We start from the raw sequence: 13,699 nt of genomic DNA, 5'->3' as shown, positions 1-13,699 counted from the left end.
TTGCGCTCCGCTCGTACGCGTGTTCGAATGAGGGTCATGCGCTGGGACAACCTCTCCGCTCCCCCGGACGAGGGGGTCCCCGATCGGGCAGCGCCAGCGACGCCACCCCTGCCGCTGGCGCTGCCCGGCGCGATCGCCCGCACCTTCGACACCCCGGGCTTCGCCGGCATGACGTTCTACGAGATCCGGGCCAAGTCGATCATCAACAAGGTGCCCGGCGCGTCCCGCGTCCCCTTCGAGTGGACGATCAACCCGTACCGGGGATGCAGTCATGCATGCGTCTACTGCCTGTCGGGTGACACCCCGATCCTGATGGCCGACGGGCGCACGAAGCCCATCAGCGAGTTGGAGATCGGTGACCGGATCTACGGGACCGAGCGCCGTGGCGCCTACCGGCGCTACGTCGTCACCACGGTCCTGCGCAAGTGGTCCACCGTGAAGCCCGCCTACCGCGTCACCCTGCAGGACGGCACGACGTTGGTCGCCAGCGGTGACCACCGATTCCTCTCAGAGCGGGGTTGGAAACACGTCACCGGCGCGATGAACGGTGCTGGCCAGCGTCCCTACCTGACCACGAACAACCGCCTGATCGGCACCGGCCGGTTCGCCACGGGCCCCAAGGACTCGGTCGACTACCGGCGGGGCTACCTCTGCGGAATGGTCCGCGGTGACGCAAACCTCGGTACGTACCGCTATTCGTACGGAGTGGTACACCGGTTCCGCCTCGCACTCGCCGACGAGGAGGCGCTGCGTCGCACGGAGCGCTACCTCGCCGACTTCGGCGTGGAAACCGACCGCTTCTCGTTCACCCCGCCCAGCGGAGCCCGGCGCGCTATCCAGGCGATCCGTACGTCCCGGCGACGTTCGATCGAGGCGATCACCACGCTGGTGCGGTGGCCGGACGATCTCACCGACGACTGGCGGCTGGGCTACCTCGCCGGGATCTTCGACGCCGAGGGCGGTTGCAGCCAGGGCGTCTTCCGGATCAGCAACGGCGACGACGAGATCCTCGACCACGCGTCGGATGCTCTGCGCCACTTCGGCTTCACGACCGTGTTGGAGGACGGAGGCCGCGCGAACCGGGTGCGACAGATCCGTCTGACCGGAGGGCTGCCCGAACGACTGCGCTTCTTCCACCTGACTGACCCGGCGATCACCCGGAAGCGGTCGATCGAGGGCGCCGCGCTGAAGTGCCAGGCCGCGCTCCAGGTGGTCAGCATCGAGCCCCTCGGGCTGGAGTTGCCGCTCTGGGACATCACGACCGGCACCGGCGACTTCATCGCCGACGGCGTCGTGAGCCACAACTGCTTTGCACGGAACACCCACACCTATCTCGACCTGGACGCCGGCGCGGACTTCGACCGGAAGGTGATCGTCAAGGTCAACGCGGGTGAGCTGGTCCGGCGGGAGCTGACCGCGCCGCGCTGGCGGGGCGCGCACGTCGCGATGGGCACGAACGTGGACTGCTACCAGCGGGCCGAGGGGCGCTACCAGCTCATGCCGCAGATCATCGCGGCGCTGCGCGACTTCGCCAACCCGTTCTCGATCCTCACCAAAGGCACGCTGATCCTGCGGGACCTGCCGCTGCTGCGCCAGGCCGCCGAGGTGACCCGGGTCGGCGTCTCCTTCTCGGTGGGCTTCGTCGACGAGCGGCTCTGGCGCGCGGTCGAGCCGGGCACGCCCAGCCCGCGGCGGCGGCTGGACGCGGTGCGGGCGCTGACCGACGCCGGCTTCGACGTCGGGGTGCTGATGGCGCCGATCCTGCCCGGGCTCAGCGACGACGACGCCTCGATCGACGCCACCGTGGCGGCGATCGCGGCGGCCGGGGCGACCAGCGTGACCCCGTTGGCGCTGCACCTGCGCCCCGGAGCCCGGGAGTGGTACGCGCGCTGGCTCGGCCGCGAGTTCCCCCATCTGGTCCCCCGCTACCGCGAGCTCTACCGCTCCGGCGCGTACGCCCCGCAGTCCTACCAGCGGGAGTTGACGGCGCGGGTGCGGATCGCGTCGCGCCGGCACGGGCTGCACCGGGGCGAGCACGGGGACAACCGTCGCCTGCCCGACCCGACACCCGCGCCGCCGGCCGCCGAGCAGCTCAGTCTGCTGTAGACGCCGGCCGATACCCTGCCGCCGTGCGGGAGACGATCGACCGGGCACTGCGCCGGCAACGGATCGCGGTGGCGATCGCGCTGACCGTCGGGCTGCCGTGGGGCACGGCCGCCGGATGGGCGGTGCGCGCGGACGGCTCCGCCCCCGTCCTCACGCTGCTGCCGCTGCTCCTGCTGATCTGGAGCCTGGTCCGGGTCTTCGGCCGACCCGGCGACGCCGAGCTGCGGGTGGACGAGCGGGAGCGCGCCTTCTTCGGGCCGCCCAAGACCCGGACGAGCTACCGCTGCGTCCTGCTCGCCTTCCTCGCCTACCAGCTGACCTACCAGTCCGTCTCCGATCAGGACGGACTGTCGTGGTTCTTCGCGGGCCTCTCCGGCGCGTTCACCGTGATCCTGTCGGTCGCCCTCTGGCGACAGGTCCCGGAGGTCGCGCTCACCCCGGCCGGGATCACCGCAGGCGACCCGCTGCGGCACACCTTCGTACCGTGGGAGGCCCTCGACCCGGCGGCTCCGGTCGGTTCGCCACGGCAGTCCGGTTTCCTCCGGCTGCCGGTGCGGAGCCCGGAGTTGGTCCGCCACCGGGGGATGGTTCCGCGCCGACGTGCCATCGTCGAGACCGGCGAGCTGGACGTCGCGCCGGAGCTGCTGGTCGGGGCGGTCCGGCACTACGCCGCCCATCCTGAGCACCGCGCGGCGATCGGCACGCCCGAGGAGCACGCCCGGCTGCGCCGCGTACTCGGGGGCGGCGGCTGATCGGCGGGGTTAGAGTCGGCGGGTGCGCTCCGCTCAGCAGATCCTCGCCGACTCCGCCGTGATCGCCGTCGTGGGCGCGTCCCGCGACCCGCGCAAGGCCGCGCACAGCGTACCGTTGCAGATGCAGCGGTACGGCTGGCGGGTCATCCCGGTCAACCCTACCGCCGACGAACTGTTCGGCGAGCGGGTCTACCGGTCGCTGGCCGACATCCCGCACCCCGTCGACCTGGTCGACGTGTTCCGCCCGGCGCAGGACGCGGTCGAGGTGGTGCGCGAGGCGGTGGCGATCGGCGCCCCGGCGGTCTGGTTGCAGCTCGGCATCGTCTCGGCCGAGGCGCGGCGGATCGCCACCGAGGCGGGCGTCGACTACGTCGAGGACCGCTGCCTGGTCGTCGAGCGCGCGGCGGCCGGGCTGACCCGACTGAGCTGACCCGGCTCGGAAGGTCGCGCCGCAACGGCGAGGACCGACCGCGGTTGTCCGCGGCCCGTACCCTGCGGCCGTGTCCCCCCGACAGCGCCGACTTCCGAAGCGCGACGACGGCCTCTGGGCCCGCCGGCTGCTTGCCGCGACGATGGCCGGAACGGTGACGGTGGTGGTGGCCGCAGCGCTGTCCCTGGTACCCCGGTTCGAGGTGGACGGGACCGCCGGCGTCTTCTGGCTGTTCGTCGGTCTGGCCGCGCTGCTGCGGCGGTGGCGCCCGCGGCAGGACGCCCGGCTGGCCTGGCGGGAACGGGTGGCCGGCCTGGACAAGATCGAGCCAGGTCTGGTCGCTAGGCGGTCCCTGGCCGGTCGGGTCGACCTGGCCGCCGCCCTGGCCTTCGCGACGGCGATGACGCTGGTGGTGACGATGCTGCTGCCCGCCGACCCGCAGTGGGCCCGGGTCGTACGGCTGGCGCTCCTGGTCGGGTTGGCGGTGGCGACCGGTTTCGTCGCCTATTCCGGCGTGCGGTTCACCGGGCGGTTGGCGCTGACCGCGAGCGGGATCCGGCACGGTCGCCGGCGGTACGACTGGTCCGACATCGACCGGGTGAGCCTGCACCGGCAGGACGGCCGGCTCGCCGGGGTGCGGCTGCGGCCGAGGGTGTGGCGGTCGCTGGAGCCGGCGCCGGTGGTCGGCGGTCGGGACGTGGCGGTGCCGGAGCAGCGCCTGGCGGCCGCGATCGAGGCGTACCGGGAACGACCGCAGGTGCTGGCGGCGGGGCCGGTCACCGCACCGGAACCGGCCGTCGAGCCGGCCGGCGGGTGACCGGCGTGCCCGTCAGAGCTTGTACTCCTTGAGCAGGCCCCGCGAGATGATGGTCTTCTGGATCTCCGAGGTGCCCTCGCCGATGAGCAGGAACGGGGCCTCCCGCATCAGCCGCTCGATCTCGTACTCCTTGGAGTAGCCGTAGCCGCCGTGGATGCGGAACGCCTCCTGCACCACCTCGGCGCAGTATTCCGAGGCGAGCAGCTTGGCCATGCCGGCCTCGACGTCGTTGCGCTGGCCGGCGTCCTTGAGGCGGGCGGCGTTGACCATGAGGGCGTGCGCGGCCTCGATCCTGGTGCCCATCTCGGCGAGCTTGAACGCGACCGCCTGGTGCTTGGCGAGCGGCTGGCCGAAGGTGCGGCGCTGCTGGGCGTACGCGACGGCGAGCTCGAAGGCGCGGATGGAGATGCCGCAGGCGCGGGCGGCCACGTTGACCCGGCCGACCTCGATGCCGTCCATCATCTGGTAGAAGCCGCGGCCGACCTTCTCCGCGCCGCCGAGGACGGCGGTCTCCGGGACGGTGACCCCGTCGAGCACCATCTCGGTGGTCTCGACGCCCTTGTAGCCCATCTTGTCGATCTTGCCGGGGATGGTCAGGCCGGGCGCGGTCTCGCCGAAGCCGGGCTCCTTCTCCAGCAGGAAGGTGCTCATGTTGCCGTAGACCGAGTCCGCGCCGGTGTCGGTCTTGACCAGGGTCGCCACGACCGAGGAGTACGCCCCGTTGGTCAGCCACATCTTCTGGCCGTTGATGACGAACCGGTCGCCGTCCCGGACGGCCTTCGACTTGATCGCGGACACGTCGGAGCCGCACTCGGGCTCCGACATCGAGAAGGCGCCGCGCACCTCGCCGGTGGCCATCATCGGCAGCAGCCGGGCCTTCTGCTCCGCGGAGCCGTGCTGGGAGATCAGGTACGCCACGATGAAGTGGGTGTTGACGATGCCGGAGATCGACATCCAGCCCCGCGACAGCTCCTCGACCACCAGGGCGTAGGTGAGCAGGGACTCGCCGAGCCCGCCGTACTCCTCGTCGATGGTGAGGCCGAAGAGGCCCATCTCGCGCATTCCGTCGAGGATGTCGGTCGGGTACTCGTCGGCGTGCTCCAGCCGCTGCGCGTGCGGGATGATCTCCTTGTCGGCGAACTCCCGGACGGTCTCCAGGATCGACCGCTGCACATCGGTCAGGCCGGGCGTCTGGGCGAGTCGGGCCATCTCAGCCTCCGGGGGTCGGCGCCTTACTCATGGGTAACTGAACGCTGGGTCAGTATCAGCCGCCTGGCGGGCGAGGCCAAGGTGACCAGTCCACACAACCGCTGTGAAAAGGTTCACCGCTGCGGGTAGCGTCCGGCAAGAGGGACGTGATCGCCACCGGCAGGAGGAGACCGTGAGCCAGCCACCGCCGCCGGGCCCGCCCGATCCGGACCGGCCGCCGTCGCCCTGGGAGCCCTCGCCGGGCCACGACCCGGCGCGGTCCGAGCCGCCGCCGTACGGCCCACCCGGCCACGAGCAGCCCCCGTACGGGCAGCCGTCCGACTACGAGCAGCCGTCCTACGGCCCGCCCTCGCACGAGCAGCCGGCGTACGGGCAGCCCTCCTACGAGCAGCCCGGCGAGCCGCCGCACGGCCAGCAGTGGGCACACCAGCCGCCGTACACCCCGCAGGTGCCCTACGGGCAGTACGGCCCGCCGTCCGGCCCCCGGCCCGGCGGTGGCACGAACGTGCTGGCCATCCTCTCGCTGGTGCTCGCGTTCGTGTTCGCCCCGGCGGGCATCGTGCTCGGGCACCTGGCCAAGCGGCAGATCCGCAGCACGGGCGAGGAGGGCGACCAGCTCGCCACCTGGGGCCTCGTCCTCAGCTACGTCTTCACCGGGCTGGGCCTGCTCGCCTGCTGCGGCTGGATCGCCCTGGTCGTCGCCGCCGGCGACAGCGGCACCACCTACTGACGCCCGCCGTCCGCCCGGCTCACCGGAACTGCGCCTCGCGGACGCTGTTGCCGCCGTCCACCACCAGCATCTGCCCAGTGATGTACGACGCGGCCGGCGAGCAGAGGAAGGTGATCGCCGCGGCCACCTCGTCCGGCGTGCCGGGGCGGCCGACCGGGGTGCCGAGGCCCTGCTTGATCTCGGCGACGGTCGAGGCCGCGGTGTGGATGGTGCCCGGGGCGACCGAGTTGACGGTCACCCCGTCGGCGATCATCTCCATCGCCAACGCCCGGGTCAGCCCGACCACGCCCGCCTTGGCCGCCGCGTACGCCGCCTCGGTCGGCAGGGCGTTGACCGGCCCGGCGGTGGCCGCGAGGTTGACGATCCGGCCCCAGCCCCGCTCGGCCATGCCGCCGATGAAGGCCCGGCTGCACAGGAACGCGGTGGTGAGGTTCCGGTCGATCTCGCCGCGCCACTCGTCGTAGCTGAGCTGGGCGACCGGCCGCAGCACCTCGGGGCTCGCCCGGCTGGCCAGCCCGGCGTTGTTGACCAGCACCTCCACGTCGCCGAGCTGCTCGGTGACCGCGTCGGCGAGCGCCCCGACCTCCGACTCGTCGGTGAGGTCGGCGACGAAACCAGTCACGCCCAGCTCGCTGGCCCGCTCATGGATGCGTCGGGTGGTGGAGACGATGGCGACCCGAGCGCCGAGGTCGGTCAGCCGGCGGGCCGTCGCGTACCCGATGCCGTCCGGGCTGCCGGCCCCGGTGACCAGGGCGACCTTCCCGTCGAGCCGCATCGTCACCGGGTCCGGCAGCGGCGCCGGCTCGTCGGTGCCGGCGGGGCCCGCCGGGGCGGCGGCCCGGGTGCGCCGGGCCAGGCCGGGGCGGCTCGCGTCCCGTCTCGGTCGGCTTCCGGAGCGGTCCGCGGCTCGCGCGTCAATCACCATGGTCAGGATCCTGCCCGCTTCCCGGGGCCCGGGCAACGCGGCACACCAGGTGGCGACCCCCCAGGGTTTGCGCCGGCCTGACTACCCTGGCGGGCGCACCCGCACCCAACGGAGTAGACGAATGACATATCCCCCGCCGTCCGGCGGCTGGAACGACCCGGCGTGGTCGGGCCAGCAGTCGAGCCCGCCCGCCGACCCGGTGAGCGGCCAGCCCGTTCCCACCCAACCCACCGCCGACCCATACGCCCCGGCCGACCCGTACGCGGGCGGCGACCCGTACGCCGGCATGCAGCAGACGGCCCAGCCCGCGCCCGCCGGATACCCGCCGCCGGCCTACCCGGCGTACGGCTACGGCGCCCCGCAGAAGACCAACGGCATGGCGATCGCCGCCCTGGTGCTCTCCCTGGTCGGCTTCGCGTCCTGCATCACCGCGCCGGTCGGCGCGATCCTCGGTCACGTCGCGGCCAAGCAGATCCGGCAGACCGGCGAGGGCGGCGAGGGCATGGCGAAGGCCGCCATCATCATCGGCTGGATCCTCACCGGCCTGTTCGTTCTTCTGATCCTCTTCTACGTGGGGATCATCGTCCTGGCGATCACCCAGGGCAGCTCGAGCAGCAGTTACTGAACAACCGTGCCGCCCCGGCGCGGGCCGGGGCGGCACGGTTCGTACGGTGCCGCCTCACTCCGCCGGCGGGGTGAAGGTCGAGGTCCGGGTCATCCCGGCCGCCCGGCCCTTCGCCGCGATGACCAGCGCCATCTTGCGCGACGCCTCGTCGATCATCTCGTCACCGAGCATCACCGCGCCCAGCTTGCCGCCCGCCTCCGACGTGTAGTGCTCGTACGCGTCGAGGATCAGCTCGGCATGGTCGTAGTCGGCCTGGGCCGGCGAGTAGACCTCGTTCGCGGCGTCGATCTGGCCCGGGTGCAGCACCCACTTGCCGTCGAAGCCGAGCGCCGCCGAGCGCTTGGCCACCTCGCGGAACGCGTCCACGTCGCGGATCTGCAGGAACGGGCCGTCGATGGCCTGCTTGTCGTGCATCCGCGCGGCCATCAGGATGCGCATGAGGATGTAGTGGTAGGGGTCGCCCGGGTAGTCCGGGATGAGGGCGCCGACCACCAGGGACTTCATGTTGATCGAGGCCATGAAGTCGGCCGGGCCGAAGATGATCGTCTCGACCCGGGGCGAGGCGGCGGCGATGGCGTCCACGTTGACCAGGCCGGCGGCGTTCTCGATCTGCGCCTCGATGCCGATCCGGCCGACCTCCAGGCCGAGCGTCTTCTCCAGCTGGGTCAGCGTCATGTCGAGCCACTGCACCTGGGCCGCGTTCTGCACCTTCGGCAGCATGACGCAGTCGAGGTTCGCGCCGGCCCCCTCGACCACGTCGATGACGTCCCGATAGGTCCACGGGGTGGTCAGGTCGTTGACGCGCACGACGCGGGTCTTACCCGACCAGTCGCCCTCGTTGAGCGCCGCGACGATGTTCTTCCGGGCGTCGGGCTTGGCCAGCGGGGCGACTGCGTCCTCCAGGTCGAGGAAGACCTGGTCGGCCGGGAGGCCCTGGGCCTTGCCGAGCATCTTGACGCTGGAGCCGGGTACCGCGAGGCAGGACCGGCGGGGGCGACCGACTGCGGCCATGGATGCGCTCCTTCCAGCGACCGGCGGGCACGCCGACGCCACCTGACGAGAAAGGCGAGAACTTAACGATCCCAAAGGGCGTTGTGACGCCACGGTAACCTCGTGCCGTGACCGGGGTGAATGGACCTGTGGAAGATTTCACTGGGCGTCGGCTGGTGGTGGTGACCGGGGCCAGCTCGGGCATCGGGCTGGCGGCCGCGGTGGACCTGGCGCGCCGCGGTGACCAGGTGGTACTGGTCGGCCGGGACCCGGCCCGGCTCCAGGCCGCGGCGGAGCAGGTCCGGGAGGCGTCCGGCGAGCGGCCCGAGCTGTTCCGGGCCGACTTCGCGGTGCTGGACGACGTACGCCGGCTGGCCGAGCAGCTACGGGCCGCGTACGACCGGATCGACGTGCTGGCCAACAACGCGGGCGCGATCGTCCTCCAGCCGCTCACCACCGTCGACGGCTTCGAACTGTCGATCCAGGCCAACCACCTGGCCCCGTTCCTGCTCAGCAACCTGCTGCGGGACCGGGTCGGCCGGATGGTGGTGACCGCCTCCGGCGCACACCGCAGCGGCGCGCTCGACCCGGAGGACCTGAACGCCCCGCTGCGCCGCTACCGGCCGGTGCAGGCGTACGGCACCAGCAAGCAGGCGAACATCCTGTTCACGGCCGAGGCGGCCCGGCGCTGGCCGGAGGTCCCGGCGTACTGCTTCCACCCCGGCGTGGTGCGCACCCGGTTCGGCAGCGACAGCCGGCTGGTCGCCCTGGGCATGCGGCTGCTGCCGTTCCGCAGCCCCGAGAAGGGGGCCGAGACGCTGGTCTGGCTCGCCAACCAGGACCCGTCCCGGCTGCGTACCGGCGGCTACTACGCCGACCGGCAGCCGCGCCGGCCGCTGCGCAAGGCGGCCGACCCGCAGCTCGCCGCCCGGCTCTGGGCGGCCAGCGCCGAGGCGGTCGGCGTCGCGGGATAGCGGTGTCGCCCGTGGCCGCCCCGCTGCCATACTCCGCCGCATGACGACGGGGAACGACACCGCCGCGCGCGAGGCGACGGCCGGCGGCGGCAACGGTGACACCCTGCGGGTGCTCGGCGCGGACAAGGAGCTGGCGGCCCGGCTCGACGCCGAGCTGACCGCCTTCAACAACCGGGCGACCGGCGCGGCCGACGAGGCCGACCTCTCCGTCCGGGTCACCGACGCCGCCGGCGAACTCGTCGCCGGGCTGACCGGCTGGACCTGGGGCGACTGCGCCGGCATCAACATGGTGTGGGTGCGCGAGGACCGGCGGGCCGAGGGCTGGGGCGGCCGGCTGCTGCGCGCCGCCGAGGAGGAGGCCCGCCGGCGCGGCTGTACCCAGCTGTCGGTCGCCTCGTTCTCGTTCCAGGCGCCGGAGTTCTACCGCCGCAACGGCTACCTCGACACCGGGCGTCGGGAGGGCATCCCGGGCGGCCACGTCGACCACCACTTCTGGAAGTCGCTGGTTACGGATCCGGCTGCGGCGTTGCGCGTGGTCGCCCTGGTGGAGCTGCCCGAGGTGGAGGGCGGCCGGCGGTACGAGGACACGGTGCTGGGCCTGCTCGGGCGGCACGGCGGGCGGCTGGAGCGCCGGCTGCGGACCGGCGACGGGCGCTCCGAGGTGCACCTGATCCGGTTCGACACCCGCGACGGCTACGACGCCTTCCTGGCCGACCCGGAGCGGGTGGCCCTGCGGGCCGCGCTGGGCGACGCCGCCCCGGCCGCCCGGGTGCTGGAGGTCCACGAGGTCTGACGGCCGCCGCCACCGGCCGGCGAGGAAGCTATTCGTCCAGGTGCACCGGCAGGCTGGTGACCACCACCCCGGGCAGCCGGCGCAGCGCCGCGCGGAGCCGGTGCTCGGTACGGCTGTGCAGCGGCCGGTGCCAGCGGCTGCGTAGCACCACCTCCGGCACGACGACGGTCAGCACCAGGTCGGCGCGGGAGGAGTGCAGCGCCTCCAGGTAGTGCGCGAGGGGCCCGATCACCGCCCGGTACGGGGACACGATCGTCTCCAGCCGCAGGTGGTCGCCCCATGCCTGCCACTGCTCCCGGAACCGGTCCGCCTCCGGCTCCTCGGGGGCGATGTGCACGGCCAGCGTCGGCTGCCCGAGCGAGGCCGCGTACGCCAGGGCCCGCAGCGAGGACCGGTTCAGCCGGGCGACCGGCACCACCACGAGGTGGCGTACCTGCTCGGGCAGTTCCTCGTCCTCGGGCGCGGCGGGCCCGGCGGCGGGCGGCCGCGCCGGCACCACCGGCGGCCCGGGCGCCGGGCCGGCGGGCGGCGGGTGCAGCGCGAGGGACCGGTGCAGCATCCGGTAGTGCCGCTGGATGGCCCGGAACAGCAGGATCAGCAGCGGCACGGCGACGACCACCACCCAGGCGCCCTCGGTGAACTTGGCGACCGCCGCGGTGACCAGGACCAGCCCCGAGAAGACGGCGCCCACCGCGTTGATCGCCGCCCGGCGTCGCCAGCCGGGCCCGCGCCGGCGGCGCCAGTGCACCACCATTCCCGTCTGGGACAGGGTGAAGGCCAGGAACACCCCGACCGCGTAGAGCGGGATCAGCGCCTCGGTGCGCCCCCGGAAGGCCACCAGGATCACCGCCGCCGCGGCGGTCAGCGCGACCAGCCCGTTGCTGAAGGCGAGCCGATCCCCCATGTGCAGGAACCGGCGCGGCGCGTGACCCTCCCGGGCCATGAAGAACAGCAGCCGGGGAAAGCCGTTGAAGGCGGTGTTCGCGGCCAGCAGCAGGATCATCGCCGTCGCGGCCTGGACCAGCCCGTACCAGGGACCGCTGGGAAACGTTACCCGGGCCAACTGGGAGAGCATCGACTGCTCGGCGGTGGGCACCAGCCCGGACAGGTGGATCAGCCCGATGAGCCCGAGGAAGAACAGCACCAGCATCGCGACCATCCAGGTCAGCGTGATGCGCGCGTTGCGCCACTCCGGCGGCCGGAACGCGGGCACCGCGTTCGAGACCGCCTCGATGCCGGTCATCGACACCGCGCCGGAGGAGAACGCGCGGAGCACCAGCAGCAGCCCCAACCCCTCGACGGCCGGCACCGGCGGCGGGTCGACCGGCACGAATCCCCGCTCGGCCACGCGGAACCAACCGACCGCGAGCAGCGCCAGCAGCGCGACCACGAAGGCGTACGTGGGCAGCACGAAGAGGTTGCCGGCGGTGCGGACGCCGCGCAGGTTGCCCGCGAGCAACACGCCGACCACGGCCAGCCCGAGGGGCACCGTCCAGCCGGCCAGCCCCGGGACCGCCGAGGTGACCGCCTTGACGCCGGCGGAGACGGACACCGCCACGGTCAGCACGTAGTCCATCATCAGACCCGCCGCCGCGGCGAGGCCCGCCCCCGCGCCCAGGTTGTCGCCGGCCACGATGTACGAGCCGGCCCCGTGCGGGTAGGCGGCCACGGTCTGCCGGTAGGAGACGCCGACCGCGACCATGAGCAGCGCCAGCCCGGCGGCCAGCGGCAGGGACAGTCCGAGCGCGCCGCTGCCGGCGAGCAGCAGCACGGCGAGCATCGCCTCCGGCCCGTACGCCACCGAGCTGAGCAAATCGGAGGAGAGCACCGGCAGGGCGACCAGCTTGCGCATCCGCTCGTAGAGCACAGCGGCGCTGCTCAGCGGCGGCCCGAACAGCACCCGCCGCAACCGGGTGCCCGCCCGGCCGAGGCGGGTGCCGGGCAGGTTTGCCGGCTCGGCGGCGACCAGCTCGTCCGGTTCCCCGACCCGGAACATCGCGATCGGGGCGAGCCGGCCGAACCGGGTCGGGGCCGGCTGGCCGGGATGACGACGCAGCGTCGGATCGACGGGCAGGATGTCCCCGCCGGGTGGTCGGCCCGGCCGGGCGGCCCGCCAGCGGTCGCCGATCCGGCGCAGCGCACGCAGCTCGTCCGGGTCGAGTGGCGGGAACTCGGCCGACGGCGTGACGACCGTGCCGCGATCGCCCTTGCCGCCGTCCCGCTTCGCCATCCGCCGTCCCGTCCCGTGTCTTCCCTCCCCCGCACTCTCACGGACGCGACCGCTCCCGGCGGGCGGAACGGCGGTTCTCGCGGCAAAGAGTGGTCGGCGGCAGGCCGACCGTGCCCGGGGCACGGGGTGGCGGGCGGTCAGTCGCGCAGCGGGCCTACGTCGGCCGGGACGGCGGTGGACGCCGGGACGCGGCGGGCGGCGCGGGCGCCGCCGAGCACCACCACCGCGACGCCGGCCAGCAGCAGCGCCAGCCCGGACAGGGCGGTGGCCCGGGGCAGCTGCCCCAGCCAGGCCCAGCCGATCAGGGCCGCGCCCGGGGCCTCCAGCAGGACCAGCACGCTGATCGTGGTCGCCGAGACCCGGCGCAGCGCGTAGTTGAACATCGAGTGCCCGAGCAGTTGGGCGCCGGCCACCAGGGCCAGCACGGCGGCCCAGGTGCCGGTGTCGAAGCCGGTCAGCGGCACCCCGCCGACCAGGCAGAGCACCAGCAGGAGCAGCGCGCAGACCCCGTAGCAGATGGTGGTGTACGTGGTCGTGCTGATCGTCGTGCGGGCCCGCTCGCCGAACGCGGTGTAGACCGCCGCGAACATCCCGCCGACCACCGCCAGCAGGTCGCCCGCGAAGGCCCGGCCCGAGACGCCGAAGTCGGCCCCGGTGGCGAGGGCCGCCCCGGCGACCGCCACCCCGATGCCGACCCACACCGCGACCGGCAGGCGGCGGCCCTGGCCGCGGGCGATCAGGCCCTGCCAGACCGGCTGGGTGGCGCCCAGCGCGGTCGCCGCGGCGACCGAGGTGAGCTGGGCGCTCGGCATCCAGGTGGCGAAGTGGGCGGCGAGGGCGACCCCGGACAGGACGCAGTAGAGGCCCTCGCGCCGCCCGGCGCCGACCGTCAGCGACCGGAACTCGGCGCGCCGCCGGCCCAGCGCGTACGGGCCGAGCACGGCGACCGAGAGCGTGTTGCGCCAGAACGCGACAGCCAGGGCGGGCGCCGCCGCGAACGCCACCAGCGGGGCGGACGACGAGACGGCGACGACGGCCAGGACGAGCGCCCCGGTGGTCACCGGGTCGAGTGTCGGGCGGTGTGGTGCGGTGGGCACGGGGAGCAATCCTCACACGGC

General features: G+C 73.4%; 13 protein-coding genes. 8 read left to right on the top strand and 5 right to left on the bottom strand.

Features of this window, described 5'->3' with window-relative positions; genetic code table 11:
- The first annotated feature begins 27 nt into the window (after nucleotides 1-27).
- From ABZ793_RS15240 to ABZ793_RS15225, 4 genes are all read left to right on the top strand, one after another.
- Nucleotides 28-2,106, top strand: a complete 2,079-nt coding sequence (locus ABZ793_RS15240; RefSeq protein WP_357457163.1) for an intein-containing Rv2578c family radical SAM protein — start codon at nucleotides 28-30, stop codon at nucleotides 2,104-2,106.
- Between the two features lie 23 nt (nucleotides 2,107-2,129).
- Nucleotides 2,130-2,858, top strand: a complete 729-nt coding sequence (locus ABZ793_RS15235; protein WP_357457161.1) for a hypothetical protein — start codon at nucleotides 2,130-2,132, stop codon at nucleotides 2,856-2,858.
- Nucleotides 2,859-2,880: 22 nt separating this feature from the next.
- Nucleotides 2,881-3,288 (top strand): CoA-binding protein, encoded by a 408-nt coding sequence (locus tag ABZ793_RS15230; protein WP_357457159.1) that lies wholly within the window; start codon nucleotides 2,881-2,883, stop codon nucleotides 3,286-3,288.
- Between the two features lie 70 nt (nucleotides 3,289-3,358).
- Nucleotides 3,359-4,105, top strand: a complete 747-nt coding sequence (locus ABZ793_RS15225; protein ID WP_357457157.1) for a hypothetical protein — start codon at nucleotides 3,359-3,361, stop codon at nucleotides 4,103-4,105.
- Nucleotides 4,106-4,117: 12 nt separating this feature from the next.
- Here the strand turns inward: ABZ793_RS15225 and ABZ793_RS15220 are convergent, their stop codons facing one another.
- Complete coding sequence (locus ABZ793_RS15220) at nucleotides 4,118-5,314, bottom strand: acyl-CoA dehydrogenase family protein (RefSeq protein ID WP_357457155.1); 1,197 nt, start codon at nucleotides 5,312-5,314, stop codon at nucleotides 4,118-4,120.
- A gap of 172 nt (nucleotides 5,315-5,486) precedes the next feature.
- On the opposite strand from ABZ793_RS15220, the gene ABZ793_RS15215 reads away from it, so the two are divergent.
- Nucleotides 5,487-6,044, top strand: a complete 558-nt coding sequence (locus tag ABZ793_RS15215; protein ID WP_357457153.1) for a DUF4190 domain-containing protein — start codon at nucleotides 5,487-5,489, stop codon at nucleotides 6,042-6,044.
- Between the two features lie 19 nt (nucleotides 6,045-6,063).
- Here ABZ793_RS15215 and ABZ793_RS15210 read toward each other — a convergent pair whose 3' ends face one another.
- Nucleotides 6,064-6,900, bottom strand: coding sequence for an SDR family NAD(P)-dependent oxidoreductase (locus tag ABZ793_RS15210; protein ID WP_357457347.1), 837 nt, complete (start codon nucleotides 6,898-6,900; stop codon nucleotides 6,064-6,066).
- Between the two features lie 190 nt (nucleotides 6,901-7,090).
- Between ABZ793_RS15210 and ABZ793_RS15205 the strand changes: the two genes are divergently transcribed.
- A complete protein-coding gene (locus tag ABZ793_RS15205) occupies nucleotides 7,091-7,594 on the top strand; it encodes a DUF4190 domain-containing protein (protein WP_357457151.1) in 504 nt (167 codons plus the stop codon).
- A gap of 54 nt (nucleotides 7,595-7,648) precedes the next feature.
- On the opposite strand, the gene ABZ793_RS15200 is transcribed toward ABZ793_RS15205, so the two are convergent.
- The gene (locus tag ABZ793_RS15200) at nucleotides 7,649-8,605 is read right to left on the bottom strand and encodes a CoA ester lyase (protein ID WP_357457149.1); all 957 of its coding nucleotides are present in this window, start codon (nucleotides 8,603-8,605) and stop codon (nucleotides 7,649-7,651) included.
- 128 nt (nucleotides 8,606-8,733) lie between these two features.
- Here ABZ793_RS15200 and ABZ793_RS15195 point away from each other — a divergent pair, with 128 nt between their 5' ends.
- Entirely contained in the window at nucleotides 8,734-9,558 is an 825-nt protein-coding gene (locus ABZ793_RS15195; RefSeq protein WP_357457147.1) for an SDR family NAD(P)-dependent oxidoreductase, read from the top strand.
- A 40-nt stretch (nucleotides 9,559-9,598) separates the two neighbouring features.
- Nucleotides 9,599-10,351 carry a GNAT family N-acetyltransferase gene (locus tag ABZ793_RS15190; RefSeq protein WP_357457145.1) on the top strand — a complete coding sequence of 251 codons (753 nt, stop codon included), beginning with the start codon at nucleotides 9,599-9,601 and terminating at the stop codon, nucleotides 10,349-10,351.
- 28 nt (nucleotides 10,352-10,379) lie between these two features.
- Here the strand turns inward: ABZ793_RS15190 and ABZ793_RS15185 are convergent, their stop codons facing one another.
- On the bottom strand, nucleotides 10,380-12,581 hold the full coding sequence (locus ABZ793_RS15185; RefSeq protein ID WP_357457143.1) for an APC family permease: 2,202 nt from the start codon (nucleotides 12,579-12,581) through the stop codon (nucleotides 10,380-10,382).
- 137 nt (nucleotides 12,582-12,718) lie between these two features.
- The gene (locus ABZ793_RS15180) at nucleotides 12,719-13,678 is read right to left on the bottom strand and encodes a DMT family transporter (RefSeq protein ID WP_357457141.1); all 960 of its coding nucleotides are present in this window, start codon (nucleotides 13,676-13,678) and stop codon (nucleotides 12,719-12,721) included.
- Nucleotides 13,679-13,699 lie beyond the last annotated feature (21 nt).

The sequence above is a fragment of the Micromonospora sp. NPDC047465 genome (assembly GCF_040643125.1).
Taxonomy (GTDB): Bacteria; Actinomycetota; Actinomycetes; order Mycobacteriales; family Micromonosporaceae; genus Micromonospora.
The sequence above is the reverse complement of the archived record's forward strand: the minus strand, read 5'-3'. Positions and strand labels throughout refer to the sequence as shown.

Excerpts from the sequence above, each read along its gene's own strand:
- ABZ793_RS15240 (WP_357457163.1), top strand. The coding sequence starts at position 28 with ATGAGGGTCATGCGCTGGGACAACCTCTCCGCTCCCCCGGACGAGGGG.
- ABZ793_RS15205 (WP_357457151.1), top strand. The coding sequence starts at position 7,091 with ATGACATATCCCCCGCCGTCCGGCGGCTGGAACGACCCGGCGTGGTCG.
- ABZ793_RS15200 (WP_357457149.1), bottom strand. The coding sequence starts at position 8,605 with ATGGCCGCAGTCGGTCGCCCCCGCCGGTCCTGCCTCGCGGTACCCGGC.
- ABZ793_RS15190 (WP_357457145.1), top strand. The coding sequence starts at position 9,599 with ATGACGACGGGGAACGACACCGCCGCGCGCGAGGCGACGGCCGGCGGC.
- ABZ793_RS15185 (WP_357457143.1), bottom strand. The coding sequence starts at position 12,581 with ATGGCGAAGCGGGACGGCGGCAAGGGCGATCGCGGCACGGTCGTCACG.
- ABZ793_RS15220 (WP_357457155.1), bottom strand. The coding sequence starts at position 5,314 with ATGGCCCGACTCGCCCAGACGCCCGGCCTGACCGATGTGCAGCGGTCG.